Below are 20,921 nucleotides of genomic sequence, written 5' to 3' on the forward strand. Positions count from 1 at the left end.
CCGTCAGCGGCGGGCCAGCCGCCGTTCCCCGGCGACCCCCGGCTGGTAGTTCAGGTCGTAGTGGGCGAAGACCGCCTTCTCGTCCTCGGCGGGCAGCACGCCGTCCATGTCGATCGACGGCGCGTCCTTCACCAGGCTCTTCGGATACGCGACCTTCAGATAGCCCGGCCCGACCGTCGCCCCCACCAGGGGGACGAACACCAGGCGGTGCCGGGTCGGCATGCCGACCGTGACGGTGGCGAAATGGGGGGCGTCGGTCGCCGTGTCCACATAGACCGACTCCAGCTTGCCGATCCTGCGTGCCTCACTGTCGACCACGTCGTGGCCGCGCCACTCCCGGATGTCACCGGCCTCGAACATCGGGACCCTCCGCTCGTCGTTCCTTCGGTTCGCGTACCCCGTCCGGGGCTCTCTTCACGGTGACACCGGGACGACGACGGGGCACCTCCACCGCCGGGCGGCGGAGGTGCCCCGTCCGTCGCTCACCCGCCGCTCAGCCGCGGGCCCAAAAGCCCCAGGTGCCGTGCGTGACCCGGTAGACCGCGAACCCCCGGTCCATCCGCAGATGCCGGGCCCCGGACGGAGCCGTCACCTCGCCCGGTCCGGCCGCCGGGACGTGCACCTCGGCGACCGCGCCGACCGGCACCTCCACCTCCATCCGGAAACCGGACCCCGCCCGCTCCCAGGAGACGCCCGCGGTGCCCCGGACGGTACGGATCGACGTACGCGCCCAGTCCACACCCGTACGGGCGTCCGGCCGGACGGAGAAGGTGGCGTACCCGGCGTCACCCGGCCGCAGACCGGCCACGTTCTCGTACAGCCACTGCGCCACCGTGCCCTGGAAGTAGTGGTCCCGGGAGCGGGAGTCCTGCGGCCACATCTCCCACATGGTGTCCGCGCCGCTCTCCTGCCAGTACCCCCAGCTGGGGTACGTCCGCTGGGTGGCGACGGCGTGGGCGACGTCCGGCCGCCCGCCCTCGCACAGCACCCGCAGCAGCACGCTGGTGCCGAGCGCGCCCGTGTCGAGGTGGTTGCCGCGTGCCTCGACGTCCCGCACCAGGCTGTCGAACACCGAGGCACGAGCGTCCTCCGGGACGAGTCCGAAGGCGAGCGGGATGGCGTTGGAGGTCTGCCGGTAGCCGGGGTCCTTGGCCGTCCGGTAGTGGCCGTCCGGCCCCAGGAACGCCGCGTTCAGCGCGTCCTTGAGGCGTCCCGCCGCCTCCCGGTAGCGCGTGGCCACGCCGTCGTCGTCGAGCACCTCGGCCATCTCGGCGGTGGCGAGCAGCGCCCGGTGGAGGTACGCCGTCGCGGTGAGGCGGGTGTCCTCCGGCGGGTTGCCGCCGTAACCCGGGGCCAGGTAGTCGCCCAGTGCGGTGACGGCGAGTCCGTCCTGGAGCCGGGCCAGCTCCCACTCCAGATAGCGGGTCAGGGCCGTCCAGTGCTCGCGCGCGGCCCGCTCGTCGCCGTACACCCGGTAGAGCTCGCGGACGACGAAGGGGTACACGGTCGTCCACTCGGGGGACGGGCCGAGGTCGCCGTACCCCCAGCCGCCGCTGGGCACGATCACGGGGAGTTGCCCCGCGGAGGTCTGGCTGTCGGCGAGGTCGCCGAGCCACTTCGCGAGCATGCGGTGCATGGCGAAGGCGTACGTCATCACCGGGGTGCCGAGCTGGGCGTCGCCGGTCCAGCCGTTCTTCTCGTACACGGGGGTGTCGGTCGGGATGCCGTGCATGTTGTTGAGGATCGTCCGGCGCATGGCCCGGTCCAGCCACTCGTAGAAGGGCTCGGAGCAGGCGAAGGAGCTGACCTCGTCCAGCGGGGTGTGCACGAGCCGCCCCAGGATCTGGTCCGTGCGGGGAGTGTCGGGCAGGCCGCCGATCTGCACGTACCGGAAGCCCTTGTACGAGAACCTGGGCTCCCAGGTCTCCTCGCCCCGGCCGGCGCAGACGTACTCGTCCTGTTGGAACCGCCCGGGGACCAGCGGGTTCTCGGCGAACACCGTGCCGTCGGCCTTCAGTTTCTCGCCGTAGGTCAGGGTGACGCGGGTGGCGGCCGGGAGGTCGCGCACGGTGATCCGGGCCCAGCCGGCCATCGTGCGGCCCATGTCCACGAGGTGGTCGCCGGAGCCGAGCCGGGTGATCCGCTCCGGCCGGAACGACTCGATGACCTCGATGCCGTCGTGCGGCTGGGCCTTCAGCCGTCCCTTCGGCGCCTCCCGCACCTCGGCGGGGCGCCAGGCGGAGTCGTCGAAACCGGGGCGCGTCCAGGCGCCGGGCTCACGCCGGGCGTCGTACGTCTCCCCCGCGTACAGGGAGTTGGAGAGCGTGGGCCCCTCCGTGATGCGCCAGCGGTCGTCGGTGACGACGGTCGTGGTCGTGCCGTCGGTGTGGTCGATCTCCAGCCGGGCGATGAGGCGGGGCTCCGCGTGCCAGGGCGTGCGGTGCCAGTTCCAGACGTTGGGTGTGGTCATGCCGTAGAACCCGCGGCCCAGGGTCACACCGATCGCGTTGGCGCCCCGGCGGACGAGGTCGGTGACGTCGTGGACGGCGTACAGGACGGTCTCGTCGTAGTCGGTGAAGCCGGGGTCGAGCACCTGGCGTCCCACACGACGGCCGTTGATCTCGGCCTCGTGGTACGCCAGACCGCTGATCCGCAGCCGGGCCCGGCGTACGGCGCCGCGCACCTGGAACTCCCGGCGCAGCAGGGGCGCGGGCAGCTCGGGCGTGGTGACGCCGACGTCGTCGCCCCAGGGGCCCTGGCCGTACGGGGCGAGCACGACGGCGGCCGGCCAGCCGGAGTCGTCGAACTCCGGGCTCTGCCAGCCCTCTTGCTCGCTGTCCACGGCACGCCAGTCGGCGTCGGTGCGCAGTTCGTGCGTCTGTCCCGTGGCCGTCTCCACGATCAGCCGGACGACGAGTCCGGCCGGATTGACGGACGGACCCGGGCGGTTGGTGGCCACGGCGGCGAGCACGAGGTCCCGGCCCGCGCGGACCGCGTCCCACGCTTCCCGGGTGACGTCGGCGGTCCGGCCGGTCCGCCAGGCGTCCTGCTGCTGGGGGACGTGCAGCACGCGGTGGCCGTCGAGGTGGAGGGAGAAGTCGTCGTCGGCGGTGGCGACGACGGTGGCGCTCACCACCTCGGTGCCGCCGGGCAGTTCGAGGCGCGCCCGGAACCACCGGGAGCCGACGGGGGCGTTCTGGGAGGTGGCGCCGGTGGCCCAGATCCACGAGGCACCGGTGAGGTCGGGCGGCCGGGGCGTCTGCACGCCGATCCAATGGGCGCCCCACTCATCGGGTGACATCGTTGTCTCCCACCAGCGCGGGGCGCTCCACGCGGACGCCCTGCCCTCACCGTCCCAGACCTTGACCCGCCACTCGTACCGGGTGCGGGGCGCGAGGGCCGGGCCGCCGTAGGGCACGCCGACGCTGTTCGCGGAGGTCACCTTGCCGGAGTCCCAGACGAGCGAGCGTCGCCCCCAGTCCTGGCCGCCCGCCCGCACCTGGACGCGGTAGGCGGTCTGGCGTGCGCCGCGCCCGGCGGCCTCGGACTCCCAGGCGAGCAGGGGGCGCGGGACGTCGGTCCCGAGGACGTTCTCCTTGCGCTCCACGGTCGTACGGACGACCCGCAGACCGGTGCCGACCGCCTGACCGGCGGGACCGGCCGGGGCTGGGGCTGCGGACGCGGTGCCCGCGGCGGACAGGAGGGGCACGCCCGCCCCTACGGTGCCCGCGGTGGCGCGGAGGAAGGTTCTGCGGTCCCAACTTCCCGGCATGCTCGCTCCTTTGGTCGCGTGGTCCGGTGCGGGTCGGCGGCTCTCGTCAACTCCGGTTTGCTGGAAGGGAGTTGACCAGTCGGCGTTTCACTGAAACGATTCAATCCGTTGCCTACGGATCCTATGGGCGGCCTGTGCGCCGCGACAAGAGGTGTGCATGGGGCAAGCCGTGCGCGGGGGTAGCGGGGATCAGCCGAGGCCGCGATGGGCGGTCCACAACTCCCCCGCGCGGCCGGCCGCCTGGGAGACGAGGGCCGCCAACTCCGGCTTGTCGGGCACGGAGAACGAGACGTAGGCGCCGCGGCCGCCCGCGACCGGTCTGCCGTAGGCCTTCACGGCGAGGTGCCCGTCGGGGAGGAGCCTCACATTGAGTGTCGTCAGCCTGAACGTCTCACCGCGCCGGGTGTCCGTCCAGCGGAGGTCCTCGGGGATCACGACGTTGATCGCCAGAGCGCTCACTTCCAGATCGCTGCTCATGGACGGATGATGTCACGCGGCCCGATCATGACTCGATCGGCGATGAAGAACCGGCCACGGTCTGGTGTCGCCTGCGCCAGGCAGCCGCCAGCACGACGGCCGCGAGCAGCGCGCCCGGTACGGCGAGCGACTTCCACGGCGGTGCGGAAGGGCTGATCCCGAGGGCGTCGCGGGTGCGGTCGTAGACGCTGAGCGGGACGCCGGCGACGGCGTTGCCGGGCGGGCGGCGCGGGATGACGGGGTGCGGATGCGTGGGTGCCGTCCTGCGTACGGCCTCCCAGGCGGCTCCGAGCCGCCGCTGTGCCGCGGTGTCGACCGCTTCCTGGAGGCGTGGCAGGAGGAGGTCCTCCTCGTCCCTGATGTCCTCCTCGATCAGCGCGAACGCCCGCGCGATCCTGTCCTCGCGCTCCGGGCTGCCGGGGGCGAGGCGCTCGATGTCGGCGACCAGGTCGTTGATCTGCTGGTGTTCCTCCTCGACCCGGGACGTCAGCTCCTCGCCGTCCGGGACCGAGCGCCGTACGGCCGGCCAGAGCACGGACTCCTCGGCGAACGCGTGGCTGAAGACGAGCTGGACGACGTCCTTCAGCGCGCGTTCCGCGTCCTCGCCGGGCGCGGTCCGACGGTAGAGGTCCATCAGCCGGGTCATCTCCCGGTGGTCGCGGCGCTGCCGCGCCAATACGCTGTCGGCGCCGCCGAGTTGCTCCTCGGACTGCTGCGCGATGGTCCTGGCCATCACCACTCCCCTTCGTTCCGGCGGTGCCCCGCGCCTGGCGGATGCGGATGCGCCGCGAGTACCCGTCGCCTCCACGGCACACACGGGAACGCGGCCGCCGGGCGCTCACGCCTTCGGGGCGCTGCTCCCCCGTACCTCCAGGCGGTGCGGTACGACGATGTCGAGCGGGGGGACGCCGTTGTCGGGGCTGTAGATGCGGTCGGCGAGGCACTGCAGGGCGCGTTCGGCGAGCTGCTGTTTGTCGGGGGCGACGGTGGTGAGGGTGGGCTGGGCGTAGCGGCCGTCCTCGATGTCGTCGAAGCCGACGACGGCGAGGTCCTCGGGGACGCGCAGGCCGCGTTCGTGGGCCACGTGGAGGGCGCCCAGCGCGAGTTCGTCGGTGAACGCGAAGACGGCGTCGGGGGCCGCCGAGGGGGCGTCGAGGAGGGCGGCCATGGCCTGCGCGCCGTCCTTGCGGTGCAGCTCGCGGACCGGGCGCTCCAGGGCGTCGTCGACGGCCGCGCCGGCCCGGCGCAGGGCGGTGCGGTAGCCCGTCAGGCGCTGGTCGGCGGTGCCGTTGCGCAGATGGGGCTGGAGGCCGATGGCGGCGATTCGGCGGCGCCCGGACTCCAGGAGGTGGGTGGTGGCCTCGTCGGCGGCGAGGACGTTGTCGACGGCGACCCGGTCGGCGAGTCCGCGGGGCGGGCGCTCGCCGAGGAGGACGACGGGCGCGTTGCGGGCGTGGGTGGTGACCTCTTCGGGGCCGAGCGCCCAGGGGCTGATGATCAGGCCGTCCACCAGCCGGCCCTGGGTCCCGTCCAGGAGGCGCCGTTCGGCCTCGGCGTCGCCGAAGGTCTGGTCGATGATCACGGTCCAGGAGCGCTGCTGCGCGGCCTCGACGATGAGGCTGGCGAGTTCGCCGAAGTAGGGCGAGTACAGCTCCGGGACGACGAGGCCTATGAGTCCGGTGCGGCCCGCGCGGAGGTTGCGGGCGGCGAGATTGGGCCGGTAGCCGAGTTCGTCGAGGGCTTGCTGGACGCGCTGCCGGGTGGCCTCGGCGACGTGGCCCGATCCGCTGACGACGTTCGACACGGTCCGGACCGAGACGCCCGCGAGGGCGGCGACATCTTTCAGGCGGCTACTCACGGTGGCCATCCTCCCACGCGTCCGAGGCGATCCGACAAGGTTCCCCGCAGGGTATTGCAACGTTGCATGCAACGTTGCACGATGAGGGGATTCCATCGCAGTGCAAGGAGGCACCGAATGACCGCGCACCTGTACCCCGGCGTCGACCCGGCCGCCCTCGACGTCGACGTCCGTCCCGACGTCGAGGCGCTCTACGGAGACGGGATCACCGCCCGCAAGGGCGCCTTCTCCGTCGCCTGGGCCGACCGGCTGCGCGAGGACGTCGACGCGGCCTTCGAGGAGGCGCGGTCCCGGCCCGGCGGCGCCGTGGGGCGCGGCCCCCACCGCTACTACGTCGAGATCCACCCCGAGCAGATCCGGGGCTTCGTCGAGCTGGTCGACCACCCGTGGGTCCGCTCGGTGTGCGCCGCCGTGCTCGGCCCCGACTACCGCATCGTCGAGCTCGGCTTCGACGTCCCGCTGGAGGGCGCCGTGAACCAGCCCTGGCACCGGGACTTCCCGATGCCGGAGGAGACGCGGCGCGAGCGCCGGCTGACCTCGCTGGCCTTCAACGTGACCACCGTGGACACCGCCGAGGACATGGGGCCCTTCGAGATAGCCCCGGGCACGCAGTGGGACGACAGCCCCGAGTTCGGGCACGGCATGTTCCCGCCCCGCTCGCACTACCCGCGTTACACCGAACGCGCCGTGCGCAAGTACCCGCAGCGCGGCGACATCTCGGCTCGCAGCGCCCTGACCATCCACCGCGGCACGGCCAACCAGTCGAGCAAGTCGCGTCCGGTCCTGGTGCTGGGCGTCGACGGACCGGAGGCCACCAACGGCGAGCGGCACGACGCCGCGGTCACGCGCGGCTACTGGGAGGCGCTGCCCGAGCGGGTGCGCCGGCACCTGGACGTCGCGGTCGTGGACGAGCTGACACCGGTCACGCAGAAGCACACCATCGAGGGTCTGGTCATGGGCGATGCCTGAGGCGGCCACCGCCACGCTCACCGAGCCGACGGTACCGGCCCGTCCGCCGCGTCAGGTGTACGCGGTGGCGGCGGTCGCCGCGCTCGGCGGCCTGCTGTTCGGCTACGACACCGGCATCATCTCCGGCGCGCTGCTGCATCTGCGGGACGACCTCGGCCTCTCCTCCCGGGGTCAGGAGATCGTCGTCAGCGTCATCCTGGTCGGCGCCATGGTCGGCGCCCTGTGCTCCGGGCGGCTCGCCGCGCGGCACGGGCGGCGCCGGGTCGTGCTGTGGGTGGCGGTCGTGTTCGCGGCCGGGGCCGCGGCGGCCGCCGTCGCGCCGGGCACCGGCACGCTGATCGCGGCGCGGTTCGTCCTCGGTCTCGCCGTCGGCGGGGCGTCGAACATGGTGCCGGTCTACATCGCGGAGGTGGCGCCGCCCGCCATCCGCGGCCGGCTGATGGTGCTGTTCCAGCTCATGGTGGCGATCGGCCAGCTGATCTCCTTCTTCTGCGGCTGGCTGCTGGCCGACACCGGAGGCTGGCGGCTGATGTTCGGGCTGGCGACCGTGCCCGCGGCCGTCCTCGCGCTCGGCATCGTGCGGCTGCCCGAGAGCCCGCGCTGGCTGGTCGAGCAGGGGCGCCGCGACGAGGCACGCCGGGTGCTGCGCGGGCTGCGGTCCCCCGGCACGGACGTCGACGCGGAGATCACCGCGATCGGCGAGGTGTCGTCGGCGCCGTCCCGCGACGGCTGGCGGGCGGTACGCCGCCCGTGGGTGCGCCCCGCCCTGCTGATCGCGGTGGGCGTCGCCGCCTTCTCCCAGCTCACCGGTATCAACGCCGTCGTCTACTACGCACCGGCGATCCTCTCCGACGCGGGCTTCGGCACCTCGGTCGCGCTGCTCACCGGCATCGGGATCGGCGCCCTGCTGGTGGTGGCTGGCATCGTCGGCGCGGTCGCGCTGGACGCGGTGGGCCGACGGCGGACCATGCTGTGGTTCCTGCCGCTGTCCGGGCTGTCCATGGCCGTGCTGGGTCTGGCGTTCCTCGCGGGCGACTCGCCCGTGCAGCGGTGGGTGGTGATCCTCTCGCTGTTCGCCTACATCCTGTTCAACGGGATCGGTATGCAGTCGGTGGTGTGGGTGATCGCCCCGGAGATCCTGCCGTTGGGGGTGCGGGGCCCGGCGACGAGCCTGGCCACGGTGTCCGTATGGGGCTTCGACCTGCTGATCGCCGTCACCGCGCTCACCGCGATCAACACGATCGGCCGCTCGGGCACGTTCTTCGTGTACGCCGCCATGAACGTGCTCTGCGTGGTCTTCGTGGCCCTCAAGGTGCCCGAGACGCGTAACCGGTCGCTGGAGGAGATCGAACGGGCCCTGCGCGCCCCGGGCTCCTTCCGGCGCAACCTCGGCGCCCGCAACTGAATCAGGAGACACGACGGCCCCGGACGCGGTGATCGCGTCCGGGGCCGTCGTGTGTCAGGCCTGCGGGGCGCCCACCCGCGCCGGCTCGAGCCGGACCACGATCGACTTGAACGTGGGCTGGTTGCTGTGGTCGGCGACGCTGTCCAGCGGCACCAGCAGGTTGGTCTCCGGGTAGTACGCGGCGGCGCAGCCCCGGGCCGTGGGGTAGGGCACGACGCGGAAGTCCTCGGCGCGCCGCTCGACGTCGTCGGTCCAGACGCTCACCAGGTCGACCCGCTGGCCGTCGGTGAGCCCCAGGGCCTGCACGTCGTCCGGGTTGACGAGGACGACGCGGCGGCTGCCGTGGATGCCCCGGTACCGGTCGTTGTTCGTGTACGGCACGGTGTTCCACTGGTCGTGCGAGCGCAGGGTCTGCAGCAGCAGATGCCCTGCGGGCACACGCGGTGCCTCGGCGCTGTTGCGGGTGAACAGGGCCCGGCCGGTGCCGGTGGAGTAGACGCCCTCGTTGACGGGGTTCATCAGCTGGATGCCGCCGGGGCGGACCACCCGCCGGTTGTAGTCGTCGAAGCCGGGGACGATCCGGGCGATGTGGTCGCGGATCACGCCGTAGTCCGCCTCGAACCGCTCCCAGGCGATGTCGGGCTTGTCGCCGAGGGTGCGGCGGGCCAGCCGGCACAGGATGGCGATGTCGCTGAGCAGCAGCGAGGACGCGGGCCGCAGCCGCCCCCGTGAGGTGTGAACCTCGCTCATCGAGTTCTCGACGGTCACGAACTGCTCGCCGGTCGACTGGACGTCCTTCTCGGTGCGGCCGAGGGCGGGCAGGATGAGCGCGGTGTCGCCGCACACCGTGTGCGACCGGTTGAGCTTGGTGGAGATGTGTGCGGTCAGCCGGCAGCGGCGTACGGCCTCCTCGGTGACCGTGCTGTCGGGCGTGGCCCGTACGAAGTTGCCGGCCAGGCCGAGGAAGAACCTCACCTTGCCCTCGCGCATCGCCCTGATCGCGTTGACGGAGTCGTAGCCGTGGGCGCGCGGCGGGTCGAAGCCGAACTCCTCCTTGAGCGCGTCGAGGAACGAGTCCGGCATCTGCTCCCAGATGCCCATGGTGCGGTCGCCCTGCACATTGCTGTGCCCGCGCACCGGGCAGGCCCCGGTGCCGGCCCGGCCGACGTTGCCGCGCAGCAGCAGGAAGTTGACGATCTCGCGGATTGTGGGCACGGCGTGCTTGTGCTGCGTGAGGCCCATCGCCCAGCAGACGACGACGCGTTCGCTGCGCAGCACCTCGTCGCGGACCTGCTCGATCTCGTCGCGGGTCAGTCCGGTGGCGGCGAGGACGTCGTCCCACTCGACGGTGCGGACGTGCCGGGCGAACTCCTCGAAGCCGGTGGTGTCGGCCTCGATGAAGTCGCGGTCGAGCACCTCGCCGGGCCGGGCGTCCTCGGCCTCCAGGAGCAGCCGGTTGAGGGCCTGGAAGAGGGCGAGGTCACCGCCGTTGCGGATCCGCAGGAAGCGGTCCGCGATCTGGGTGCCCGGTCCGATCACACCGCGCGGCTTCTGCGGGTTCTTGAACCGCAGCAGCCCCGCCTCGGGCAGCGGGTTCACGGCGACGATGCGGGCGCCGTTGCGCTTGGCCTCTTCCAGCGCGGACAGCTGGCGCGGATGGTTGGACCCGGGGTTCTGGCCCACCAGGAAGATCAGGTCGGCGTGGTGCAGGTCGTGCAGGCTGACCGTGCCCTTGCCGGTGCCCAGGGTCTCGTGCAGGGCGTAACCGCTGGACTCGTGGCAGAGATTGCTGCAGTCAGGCAGATTGTTGGTGCCGAGAGCGCGGGCGAACAGCTGCAGGACGAACGCCGCCTCGTTGCTCGCCCGGCCCGAGGTGTAGAAGACGGCCTCGTCGGGGGTGTCGAGCGAGGTCAGCTCCTCGGCCATCAGGCCGATGGCGTCGTTCCAGCTGATCGGTTCGTAGTGGTCGGAGCCCGGGCGCTTGACCAGCGGCTCGGTCAGCCGGCCCTGCTGGTTCAGCCAGACGTCGGAGCGGCCGGCGAGGTCCGTGACGGAGTGCTCGCGGAAGAAGTCCGCGCCGATCCGCCGGGTGGTCGCCTCGTCGTTGATGTGCTTGGCGCCGTTCTCGCAGTACTCGTTGCGATGCCGGTGGCCCGGGGCCGGATCCGCCCAGGCGCAGCCCGGGCAGTCGATGCCGTCGACCTGGTTCATGGTGAGCAGGGTCGTGCCGGTGCGCCGGGCCGACGTCTCCTCCAGGGAGTACTCCAGGGCGTGCGCCACCGCCGGGACTCCCGCGGCCCACTTCTTGGGCTCGGTGACGGTCAGGGCCTCGTCCGGCTCGTCGCCGGGCGCCTTCTTCATCGCGAGTCGCCTCTCAGTCGTACGGGTTGTCGGGGGATCAGCCGTGGGGCCAGCTGGGCACTCCGCTGACGTTCCGTTCGGCCTCGGCGCGTCGCAGCCGGCCGTCGCGGATGGTGCCCCGCCAGGCCCCGCTCTCCTCCCCCAGCCCCTCGATGTACTCCTTGAACCGCCGCAGCTCGGCGGCCACGACGCGGCCGGCGACTTGGGAGACGCCGGGGACCAGCCCGGCGGGGCCGTTCAGCCCGATCTCCATCCGCACGGTGAGGGCCGTACCGCCGTCCGGGGTGGGCGCGAACGACACCCTGCCCCGGTGGCCGGGGCGTTCGTCGAGGCTGCGCCAGACGAGGTGGGAGTCGGGTTCCTGCTGCACGATCTCGGCCTGGAAGGTCCCGCGCAGGGGACCGGCGGCGAGCGTCCAGGAGGTGAGCGAGGGCTTGATCTGGTCGACCTCGCGGACCGTCCTCATGAAGCGCGGGAAGTGCTGGAACTGCGTCCACTGGTTGTACGCGGTGCGCACGGGCACCGCGATCTCGATCGTCTGCTCGATACTGTGCATGGCCCACCCATCGTCAGGCGCCTCGCCGTGTCCTGCCACACGGGAGCGGCCCATCGGCCGAGGGGGCGCGGATGAGCCGTTCCGTGCGGGCCACCCGACTACCCCGCGACGCACGGCTCTAACCAGAAGACGCACGGCTCTGGTTAGAAGGCGTAGCGCACCCGCAGCCAGGGAGTGTGCCGGTCGATGAGGGCGCGCAGCGCGGCCACGGACTCCCCCTTGACGCCGTTGCGGTAGCGGACGTTGCGGGCGCCGTTCTGCGACCGTTTGGCCTGCTGGATCTCCGGCCGCCACAGGACGTCCTCGGCGCGGGGGTGCCAGCCGAGGTTGACCTCGTGCAGCTCCTCGTTGTGGGTCAGCATGATCACCTCCGCGGCGGCCTGCTCCTTCACCCGGGCGGGCAGTACGTCGTCCAGATGGCGCAGCAGCTCGGCCCAGCCGTCCTCCCAGCCGGGCCGTACGACCACGGGTGAGAGGTTGAAGTGCACCTCGTACCCGGCGTCGAGGAAGTCCGCGGCGGCGGCGATCCGGTCGGCGACCGGCGAGGTGCGCACGTCGAGGAGCCGGGAGTCGTCCGGCGGCATCACCGAGAAGCGGATCCGGGTACGGCCGCGGGGGTCGAGGTGCAGCAGGTCGGGGTTGACGAACTTGGTGGCGAACGACGCCTTGGCGGTGGGCCACTGCCGGAAGGCGTGCACCAGGTCGGCGGTGTTGTCGCAGATCAGGGCGTCCACGGAGCAGTCGCCGTTCTCGCCGATGTCGTACACCCAGGCCGTCGGGTCGCACTGGTTCGGCTCCGGCTTGGGTCCGAGGCGGGCCACGTGCCGGCCGAGGTGGCCGATGATCCGGTCGATGTTGGTGAAGACGGTGACGGGGTTGGCGTACCCCTTGCGGCGGGGCACGTAGCAGTAGGCGCAGGCCATGGCGCAGCCGTTGGAGGGGCCGGGGGCGATCCAGTCGGCCGACCGGCCGTTGGGCCGGGTGGTGAGACTCTTCTTCTCGCCGAGGACGAGCGTCTCGCCCTTGACGCGCACCCAGCGGTCGATGTTGCCCTCGTTGCCGTGCAGCCCGGGGATGCGCCAGTGGGAGTCCACCGGGATGACCTCGGCGTCCGGGTAGCGGGCGATGATCTGCTGCCCGCGCGGGGAGGCCGCGGCGGCCGGCTCGGCGTAGATCCGCCGGACGGGGAGCAGCCGGCGGGCCCCGGCGGAGGTCCGGAACGCGGAGTGGCGCTCGGCGGGTGCGGGGGCGGGACCGAGCGCGTCCAGCCCGAACAGGGTGCCGGAGTCGTCGTCCGGGACACCGGACGCGTGATGCATGGGGCTTCCGTTCGGTCGGTGCGAAGGGGCGTCAGTGGGGGCGCCCGGGTGCGCGACCCTCGTCCCGGGCCCGTGCGCGCACCGATTCAACTGTACGGGGCATCCATCGGCCACGTCGTGTGGCGCACGGTCGCCGTGCGTGAGGGCGCCGGGCGGGGGCATACGCGTGAAGCCACCCCCACTGGCTCATCGACTTCTTCCCCTAGGAGGCACCTCGTGCTGGGCATCATCGCGGCGGTCCTGTTCTTCATCGCGTTCCTGATCAACGCGGCGGACATCGCCACCAACGACGTGTTCACGTCGGTCAACTTCATGCTGATCGGCCTCATGCTGCTCGCCCTGCACGTGGCGGGGATAGGCAGCGGCTGGGCGGCGCGCGGCCGCAGGCGCTGACCGCTCCGGAGGGCGCGGCGGGCGCGGTCACAGGGTCTGCTCGGCCCAGATCGTCTTGCCCGGTCCGGTCAGCCTGGTCCCCCAGGCCTGGGCGAGCTGGGCGACGATGAAGAGTCCGCGCCCGCCCTCGTCGACCGTCCCGGCGTGCCGCAGATGCGGGGCGGCCATGTCGGCGTCCCGCACCTCGCAGGTGAGGGTGCGGCCGTGGATGAGACGCAGCTCGATGGGCGGGCGCCCGTAGCGCAGGGCGTTGGTCACCAGCTCGCTGGCGATGAGCTGTGTGTTGTACGCGGTCTCCTCGTCCACCTCCCATACGGCGAGCTGTTCGCGGGTGCGGCGCCGGACGGCGGACACGGCCGTCGGGTCGGGGGCGAGCGGCCAGACGGCGCACTGGTCGGGCGGGAACACCCGGGTCCGCGCGACGATCACGGCGGCGTCGCGGACGCCCATGCCCGCCGGGAGCGCGTAGACGAGGGCGTCGCACAAATCCTGCAGCGGGCGGTCGCCGTAGCGGGACACCGAGGCCAGCGGTCCGGGGTTCTCGGCGAGGTAGGCGGTGAGCAGCGGGTCGCTGGTGAACACCAGGACGCTGCCGGGCGGCACATCGGCCTCGACGGCGGCGAAGGGGGCGCCTTCCGCGCTGCCGAGCCGTGGCCCGGCCGGTGTACCGAGCACGTCGACCGTGCCCTCGGGCCGGGCGAGCAGCGGTGCCAGATGGCCGGCGGACGCCGCCGTGCAGCGGCCGGTCAAGGGATCGTGGACCGCGTACACGCAGTCGGCGGTCAGCTCCTCCTGGCGCAGCGGGTCGCCGAGGGGCAGACGCGCCCGTTCGGTGGCGAGCCGGTCCGCGGTGTCGTGAAGCCGGGCGAGCAGTTCGTCGGGGGCCAGCTCGAACGCCGACAGCGAGCGGATGGCGGTGCGCAACTGCCCCATGGTCGCGGCGGCCTCCAGACCGCCCCCCGAGACCTTGCCCACGACCAGGGCGGTCCGGGCGCTCGACAGAGCGGTGGTGTCGTACCAGGCGCCCGGGTCGGCCCCGGTGAGGGAGAGATAGGCGGTCTCCAGCCACGCCTGCGCCTCGGGACGGCGGGGCAGCAGCTGCCGTTGCACGGTGGCGGCGATCGTGTGCTCGCGGGTGTAGCGCCGGGCGTTCTCGAGACACAGGGCGGTGTGCGTGCCCACCTCCATGGCCAGGGCGCGGTCCTCCTCGTCGAAGGCGGGCGAGCGCTCGGCGCGGTAGAGGCTCACCAGGCCGAGGGCGGCGTCCCGCAGGGCCAGGGGCACCACGAGCAGCGAGTGGCCGTGCGCGGCCCGGACCGCCTTCGCGAGCGCGGGGTCCGCCGAGAGCCAGGGTGTGCCGGGGTGCAGCCGGACCATGCGGGGGCTGAGATCGGCCAGGGCCTGCGTGAACGGCGTCGGCCCGGCGAGACGGCGGACGTCACCCACCGCGTGGACCTGCTGCGCCGTCCCGTCGGCCGCGCTGCGGAAGGCCGTGCGCATCACGAGGGTGCCGATAGGGGCGTGGGCCAGAGGCGGGTCGTCGCCGCGGATGACGGCGTCCACGACCTCGACGGTCACCACGTCCGCGAAGTCGGGGACCAGGATGGCGGCCAGCTCCTCGCCGATGACGGCCGGGTCCAGGGTGCGTCCGACGCGCTCGCGCACCCGGTCGAGCATCCGGGTCCTGGCCTGGGCCCGCTCCCGTTCGGTGACGTCCACGGCGATGGCCCCGACCCCGAGGACCTTCCCTCCGGGCCCCTCCAGCCGCAGCGCGCTGACCTCGAACATCCGCTCCGTGGGCGGATCGTCCACCAGGATCCGCACGACATGCCGCAGCAGCGGAGTGCCGGTGTCGAGGACGTCCTTCAGCAGCGCCTCCACGTCGGCGTCGACGAGACGGTAGACGTCCCTGACCCGCCGGCCCCGGATCTCCTCCAGGCCGGCGGCGCGCATCCACGGGGTGGCGGTGTTGACGCGGACCACGCGCAGGTCCGGGTCGACGAGGTGGAGCCCGATCGGGGACTGCGTGAACAGTGCCTCCAGCATCGCGGCCGCCGCCTGGTCGACATGACCGTCCGGATCGTTGTCCGCCAAGGGTCCCATCCACCTCCGAGGTCCAGGTCGCGCCGCGCGCGCTCGGGGGTACGCCCCGTACAACAGGGTGCGCCCGGGACGGCGGGGGCGCACGCCGACGCCCGTTCCTGATCCGCCGCACACCTTGGTACGACGCACCCGCGCCGGACTTTGAACTCACTGATGACAAAGTATGGACGTGCGCGGCGAAAGTCCCCTACGGTATCGGCGCAACCGCACGAGTACCGCCTCTGCGTCTCTCCCGCGCAGGGGGCAACTCGACCGGAGAGCGATCCGGCGGCCTCCGGTCCCGTTCTGGAGGACCGATGCATCCACGGTTGTTCCGCCGTGCCCGAAGAGCACTCACTCCCCTTCTTCTCGGCGCCTTCCTCTTCGGAGGCGTCCTGGCGGCACCCCCGGCCGCCGCAGCCCCTACCGCCGCCGACATCCCGCCCCAGGAGCCGGGCGTGACCCTGCGGGTCTTCGACACCCAGGTCCCGCTCAGCAAGCTGTGCACCCTGAAGCCCGGTCAGACCCCCAACCACGACAAGCTGATGCCGACCGTGGACTGGTCCACGACCGGCGACTTCGGCGGCTTCGCGGACAACTTCTCGGCCGTGGTGTCGGGTTATCTCGTCATCCCCGCCGACGGCTCGTACACCTTCCGGCTCACCAGCGACGACGGTTCACGGCTGACCATCGGCGACCGGACGGTCGTCGACCACGACGGTCTGCACGGCGCCGAGCCGAAGGACGGATCGGTCCAACTCACCGCCGGTTCCCACCCGTTCCGCATCGACTACTTCGAGCGCGGCGGCGACCAGCGCCTCACGCTGGCGTGGAAGCCGCCGTCCGCAAGCGACTTCAGCGTCGTACCGACGGAGGCGCTGAGCACGGACGCCGATGTGGTCCGGGTGACCGCCCCCGGCCGCAAGGAGTGCGAGTCGGGAGCGGACACCCCCGGCGACGGGCTCCCCCTGACCGACGTACGGCCCGACCTCACTCTTACGGATCTGCGCCCCGACGGCTTCGAACCGCAGGTCACCGGCATGGACTGGCTGCCCGACGGCCGGCTGGCCCTCACCACCTGGGGCGGCTCCCAGACCACCACGGGCGAGGTCTACCTGCTGGACCACGTCACCGGGAAGACCAGCCGCGACAAGGTCACCGTGAAGAAGATCGCGAGCGGCCTGCGCGAGCCGATGGGCATCAAGTACGTCGACGGCTCGCTGTACGTGTCGCAGAAGCACGAGCTGACCCGACTCGTCGACACGGACCGGGACTTCGTCACGGACGAGTACCGCACGGTGGCGACCTGGCCGTACGGCGGGAACTTCCACGAGTTCGCCTTCGGACTGCTCTACCGCGACGGCTACTTCTACGTGAACCTGTCCGTCGCCATCGACTACGGCGGCGCGACGACCACTCCGCAGCCGGCGCCCGGCCGGGGGACGACGTACCGGATCAGCAAGAAGACCGGGAAGGTCCAGCCGATCGCGGGCGGTCTGCGCACCCCCAACGGCATCGGCTGGGGACCCGGCGGCGACCTCTTCACCACCGACAACCAGGGCGGCTGGCTGCCCGCGTCCAAGCTGGTCCACATCAAGCGGGACCGCTTCTTCAACCACTACACCGAGCCGTCCGGCCCCTTCGACGACCGGCCGGTCACCGAGCCGGTGCTGTGGCTGCCGCAGAACGAGATCGCCAACTCCCCCAGTACTCCGCTGTATCTGCGCAAGGGCCGGTTCGCCGGGCAGCTGCTCATCGGCGACGTCACCTACGGCGGACTGCAGCGCGCCTACCTGGAGAAGGTGAAGGGCCAGTACCAGGGCGCGGTGTTCCGCTACACCCAGGGACTCGAAGCCGGCGTCAACCGGATCGCCATGGGCCCGGACGGCGCCGTCTACGCGGGCGGGCTCGGCGCCGACGGCAACTGGGGCCAGGAGGGCAAGCTGAAGTTCGGCCTGCAGAAGCTCACCCCCAACGGCGGCAACACCTTCGACATCAAGGAGATGCGGGCCGTCCCCGGCGGCTTCGACCTGGAGTACACACAGCCCCTGTCCCAGGACACCGTCGACAAGCTGGCCTCCCGCTACCAGGCCGAGCAGTGGCGGTACACACCGACGTCGGACTACGGCGGCCCGAAGATCGCCGAGGAGCGGCTGGGCGTCCGCTCGGCGACCCTCGCCAAGGACGGACGGACCGTCCTGCTGCGCCTCGACGGCCTGAAGCCCGGACGCGTGGTGCACGTGCGCTCCCCGCGGCCCTTCGCCTCCGCTTCCGGCGAGAAACTGTGGAGCACCGAGGCCTGGTACACGCTCAACGCCCTGCCGGGCAAGCAGCCCCCGCCCGCCACCCTGTACGAGGCGGAGGAGGCGCGCCTGACCGGGACGGCCGGCGTCAACCGGGACCACGGTGGCTACTCCGGCAGCGGCTTCGTCGACCGGTACGGCACCGAGGGCAAGGCGGCGACCACGTTCGACGTGACGGTCCCGAAGGCCGGCGACTACGACGTCAACCTCCGCTATTCCAACGGCCCCAACCCCTTCCAGGGCACCAAGTCCCTCTCCCTGTACGCCAACGGCAAGAAGCTGCGGCAGACGGAGCTGCCGTCGACGGGCGACTGGGAGACCTGGTCGACCCGGACGGAGCGGATCACTCTACGGAAGGGGCACAATACGGTCGCGTACCGCTTCGACGCCGGGGACGACGGGCACGTCAACCTGGACCTGATCACCGTCCGGCCGCACGGCTCCCGCGTCACCCTCTTCGACGGCACCGCCGCGTCGCAGAGTCAGTGGCAGCACACCGACGGACGGGTCACCGAATGGCCCCTGTCCGACGGGAAGTCGATGGAGGTGTGCTGCGGCGACCTGCGCACCAAGGACGCCTACCAGGACTTCAAGCTGCACGTGGAGTTCCGGGTGCCGCTCCTGCCCGGCGACGTGACGGGCCAGGACCGCGGCAACAGCGGCGTCTATCTGCAGGACCGCTACGAGGTCCAGATCCTCGACTCGTACGGCGACACGACACTCGACACGAACGAGGCGGGGGCGATCTATCTGAAGAAGGCGCCGGACGTCAACGCGTCCACCGCCCCGGAGACCTGGCAGTCGTACGACATCACCTTCCGCGCGGCCCGCTACGACGCCGACGGCACCAAGACCGCCGACGCCCGCGTCACCGTCGTCTGGAACGGCAAGAAGGTCCACGACGACGTGGCGATCGACGGCCCCACCGGAGGCGGCAGACCGGAGGCCGCCTCGGCGGGAGCCATCCGCCTCCAGGACCACGGCAACAAGGTGCGCTACCGCAACATCTGGATCGAACCGCTGAGCTGAACGGTGCGGCGAACAGGGGCGCGCCCACTGTGCGGTGGGCGCGCCCTTCCGCCTCCGTGGGGACGGCACCCCGAGGTCGGCCCTCCGGGGGCTCGTCGGCGGGCTCACTCGGGGCTGACGGCCCCTCCCGCCCTGGCGGTTGCCGGGAAGCCGTGGGTGCGGGCGGCCGCGACGACGGCCAGGGTGGGGAGCAGCAGTACGAGCACGCTCCAGGGCAGGGACGCCGTGCCCAGCGTGCCGAGCAGGACGCCGCCGACCACTCCGCCCGCCGCCATGGCGACGTTCCACAGGGTGACGAGCATGGCCTGGGCGGCGTCCGCGGCGGTGCCCCCGGCGTCGGCGGCTGCGGTCTGCAGCAGGGTGGGGACGCCGCCCCAGCCGAGGCCCCACAGCAGTGCCGCCAGGTGCACGAGGGCCTCGGTGTCGGCCAGGACGCCGAGGATTGCGGCGCCCACGCCGACCAGGAGCACGCTGGCGAGGGTCAGGGCGCGCAGTCGCCGGTCGATGTGGGCGCCGGTGAACCAGATGCTGACCAGCGACGCGATCCCGAATGTCAGCAGGACCAGGTCGGTCGAACCGCCCACGCCGACGTGGTCGAGGAACGTGGCGATGTAGGCGTAGAGCACGGTGTGGGCGAGGACGAAGACGAGGGTGACGACGAGGACCGGTGCCACGCCGGGGAGCGCGAACGTCCGCAGCATGCGAGGCCGTTCGTGCGCGGGCTGTCCCGGCTGGTCCGGGACGAGCGCCGTGATCCAGGCGAGCAGGACGACGGTCAGCCCCGTCATGATCAGGAAGGGCGCCCGCCAGCCGAGCGCCTGGCCGGCGAACGTGCCCGCGGGGACGCCCACGGAGAGCGCGACGGGGATCCCGGCCATGGCCACGGCGACCGCCTTGCCCTGGAGCCGGGCGGGTACCATCCGGCGGGCGTAGCCGGCCAGCAGGGCCCAGGCGAGTCCCGCGGCCACACCGGCGGCGAACCGGGCGACCAGGGTCAGCGGGTAGTGGGACGAGACGGCGGTGACGGTGTTGGCGACGGCGAACCCGGCCATCGCCGTCAGCAGCAGGCGCTTGCGCCGCCAGGTCGAGGTGGCGGCTGTCAGCGGGATGGCGGTGAGCGCCGTGCCGAGGGCGTAGACGGTCACGGTCTGCCCGGCGGCGGACTCTCCGACATGGAGGCCGGCGCTCATCCCGGGGAGGACACCTGCGGGCAGCGTCTCGGTCAGGCTGGTGATGAACACGGCGGTGGTCAGGGCCGACAGGGCCGCCAACGGCAGCTTCTCGTCGCCGGCCGGCACGCGCGGGCCTACGGAACTGTGGATGCTCTCGGTGGACATGGCACGTATGCTCAAACCTTCACATCGATGTGAGGGTCAAGCCGAACCGGCTGCAGTCAAAGGGGAGTTCATGCGCATCGGGGAGCTGTCCGAGCGGACCGGCGTCTCCCGTCGGCTGCTGCGCTACTACGAGGAGCAGTCCCTCATCGTCTCGGAGCGCTGCGCCAACGGCTACCGCCGCTACGACGAACGGTTCGTCGACCGGGTCCTGCAGATCCGCGGGCTCCTCGACGCGGGGCTGCCGACCCGCATCATCAAGCAGATCCTGCCCTGTCTCGACAAGCCGCGCCACATCGTCTTCTCGGACGCCACACCGGAGATGCTCGCGCCCCTGGAGGGCGAACTCGACCGGATGAACGGGCGTATCGCCTGCCTGACCCAGAACCGGGACGCCATCGCCTCCTATCTGGAGGAGGTCCGGGCCCGGGCCCGGGAGGACGCGGCCTGAGATCGCCCCCCGCCTCAGAAGGAGCGCGCCGCCCTAGGAAGTCGTACGCGAATTGACCACGCTCAGCTTTCCGTCGGCACCGAACGTCCACGTGGAAACGTCCGTTCCCGTTGGGCAGCAGGTGGAGTCACTCGGGCGGTACCACGATTCGGTCACCGTCACCTGGTCTCGTTCAAGTTTGGTGGCGCTCAGAAGCGGAGTGTGCACTCCGGGAGAGTCATGCTGCGCGCCCAGCGAGCCCAGACTCCGCAGCATGCCGTTCTTCGCCGTGATGACGACGACCGCGAACGCGAGCTGCCCGGCGGCCGTGCCGCCGCCGTTGTCACAGCCCACGTTCAAGGCGGCTTCCGCCCGTCCGTCGCCCGTCACATCCCCGTAAAGACGCTTGGGCAGCAGACCGATGTGAACACGCCCCCAAGTACGGGATGTGGCTGTTGCCTCCGCGTCCGCCAAACGTATGGTGCCGGGGATCTGACAGAAGTCGCCGGGCAATACAGCATTGTCCCAGTCCGCGTCATGCAGGTCCTCAGGGGCCGGCCCAAGATCGGCTTCAGCACCTTCCGCGGACACAGAGGGCGCGGGTGCCGTGGCACGCTCCGTCGCCGTGGCCGG

General features: G+C 72.0%; 16 protein-coding genes. 5 read left to right on the top strand and 11 right to left on the bottom strand.

Going from position 1 to position 20,921, the window contains the following annotated elements; all coding sequences use genetic code 11:
* Positions 1–3 precede the first annotated feature (3 nt).
* The 5 genes from KBY32_RS06700 to KBY32_RS06720 form a co-directional block, all read right to left on the bottom strand.
* Entirely contained in the window at positions 4–360 is a 357-nt protein-coding gene (locus KBY32_RS06700) for a PRC-barrel domain-containing protein (protein WP_210979214.1), read from the bottom strand.
* A gap of 133 nt (positions 361–493) precedes the next feature.
* A complete protein-coding gene (locus KBY32_RS06705) occupies positions 494–3,772 on the bottom strand; it encodes a family 78 glycoside hydrolase catalytic domain (protein WP_210979215.1) in 3,279 nt (1,092 codons plus the stop codon).
* A 189-nt stretch (positions 3,773–3,961) separates the two neighbouring features.
* A complete protein-coding gene (locus KBY32_RS06710) occupies positions 3,962–4,249 on the bottom strand; it encodes a hypothetical protein (RefSeq protein ID WP_210979216.1) in 288 nt (95 codons plus the stop codon).
* 25 nt (positions 4,250–4,274) lie between these two features.
* Positions 4,275–4,982 carry a hemerythrin domain-containing protein gene (locus KBY32_RS06715; RefSeq protein ID WP_210979217.1) on the bottom strand — a complete coding sequence of 236 codons (708 nt, stop codon included), beginning with the start codon at positions 4,980–4,982 and terminating at the stop codon, positions 4,275–4,277.
* A 105-nt stretch (positions 4,983–5,087) separates the two neighbouring features.
* Positions 5,088–6,107, bottom strand: coding sequence for a LacI family DNA-binding transcriptional regulator (locus KBY32_RS06720; protein WP_210979218.1), 1,020 nt, complete (start codon positions 6,105–6,107; stop codon positions 5,088–5,090).
* 117 nt (positions 6,108–6,224) lie between these two features.
* On the opposite strand from KBY32_RS06720, the gene KBY32_RS06725 reads away from it, so the two are divergent.
* Complete coding sequence (locus KBY32_RS06725) at positions 6,225–7,076, top strand: phytanoyl-CoA dioxygenase family protein (protein ID WP_210979219.1); 852 nt, start codon at positions 6,225–6,227, stop codon at positions 7,074–7,076.
* Positions 7,069–8,481, top strand: coding sequence for a sugar porter family MFS transporter (locus tag KBY32_RS06730; RefSeq protein WP_210979220.1), 1,413 nt, complete (start codon positions 7,069–7,071; stop codon positions 8,479–8,481). Before KBY32_RS06725 ends, KBY32_RS06730 begins: the two co-directional genes overlap by 8 nt.
* Before the next feature lie 54 nt (positions 8,482–8,535).
* Here KBY32_RS06730 and KBY32_RS06735 read toward each other — a convergent pair whose 3' ends face one another.
* The 3 genes from KBY32_RS06735 to KBY32_RS06745 form a co-directional block, all read right to left on the bottom strand.
* Positions 8,536–10,842, bottom strand: a complete 2,307-nt coding sequence (locus KBY32_RS06735) for an FdhF/YdeP family oxidoreductase (protein WP_210979221.1) — start codon at positions 10,840–10,842, stop codon at positions 8,536–8,538.
* 37 nt (positions 10,843–10,879) lie between these two features.
* Positions 10,880–11,398, bottom strand: a complete 519-nt coding sequence (locus KBY32_RS06740) for an SRPBCC family protein (protein ID WP_210979222.1) — start codon at positions 11,396–11,398, stop codon at positions 10,880–10,882.
* Between the two features lie 143 nt (positions 11,399–11,541).
* Positions 11,542–12,717 (bottom strand): spore photoproduct lyase family protein, encoded by a 1,176-nt coding sequence (locus tag KBY32_RS06745; protein ID WP_210979223.1) that lies wholly within the window; start codon positions 12,715–12,717, stop codon positions 11,542–11,544.
* Between the two features lie 216 nt (positions 12,718–12,933).
* Between KBY32_RS06745 and KBY32_RS06750 the strand changes: the two genes are divergently transcribed.
* On the top strand, positions 12,934–13,110 hold the full coding sequence (locus tag KBY32_RS06750; protein ID WP_107096665.1) for a hypothetical protein: 177 nt from the start codon (positions 12,934–12,936) through the stop codon (positions 13,108–13,110).
* Between the two features lie 27 nt (positions 13,111–13,137).
* Here the strand turns inward: KBY32_RS06750 and KBY32_RS06755 are convergent, their stop codons facing one another.
* Positions 13,138–15,213, bottom strand: a complete 2,076-nt coding sequence (locus KBY32_RS06755) for a SpoIIE family protein phosphatase (RefSeq protein ID WP_210979224.1) — start codon at positions 15,211–15,213, stop codon at positions 13,138–13,140.
* A gap of 296 nt (positions 15,214–15,509) precedes the next feature.
* Between KBY32_RS06755 and KBY32_RS06760 the strand changes: the two genes are divergently transcribed.
* A complete protein-coding gene (locus KBY32_RS06760) occupies positions 15,510–18,524 on the top strand; it encodes a family 16 glycoside hydrolase (RefSeq protein ID WP_210979225.1) in 3,015 nt (1,004 codons plus the stop codon).
* A 104-nt stretch (positions 18,525–18,628) separates the two neighbouring features.
* Here the strand turns inward: KBY32_RS06760 and KBY32_RS06765 are convergent, their stop codons facing one another.
* A complete protein-coding gene (locus KBY32_RS06765; protein WP_210979226.1) occupies positions 18,629–19,861 on the bottom strand; it encodes an MFS transporter in 1,233 nt (410 codons plus the stop codon).
* 70 nt (positions 19,862–19,931) lie between these two features.
* On the opposite strand from KBY32_RS06765, the gene KBY32_RS06770 reads away from it, so the two are divergent.
* Positions 19,932–20,309 (top strand): MerR family transcriptional regulator, encoded by a 378-nt coding sequence (locus KBY32_RS06770; protein WP_210979227.1) that lies wholly within the window; start codon positions 19,932–19,934, stop codon positions 20,307–20,309.
* 33 nt (positions 20,310–20,342) lie between these two features.
* Here the strand turns inward: KBY32_RS06770 and KBY32_RS06775 are convergent, their stop codons facing one another.
* Positions 20,343–20,801 (bottom strand): hypothetical protein, encoded by a 459-nt coding sequence (locus KBY32_RS06775; protein ID WP_210979228.1) that lies wholly within the window; start codon positions 20,799–20,801, stop codon positions 20,343–20,345.
* Positions 20,802–20,921: the final 120 nt, after the last annotated feature.

It is taken from the genome of Streptomyces sp. RK62 (assembly GCF_018070255.1).
In the GTDB taxonomy this organism is placed as follows: domain Bacteria; phylum Actinomycetota; class Actinomycetes; order Streptomycetales; family Streptomycetaceae; genus Streptomyces; species Streptomyces nigra.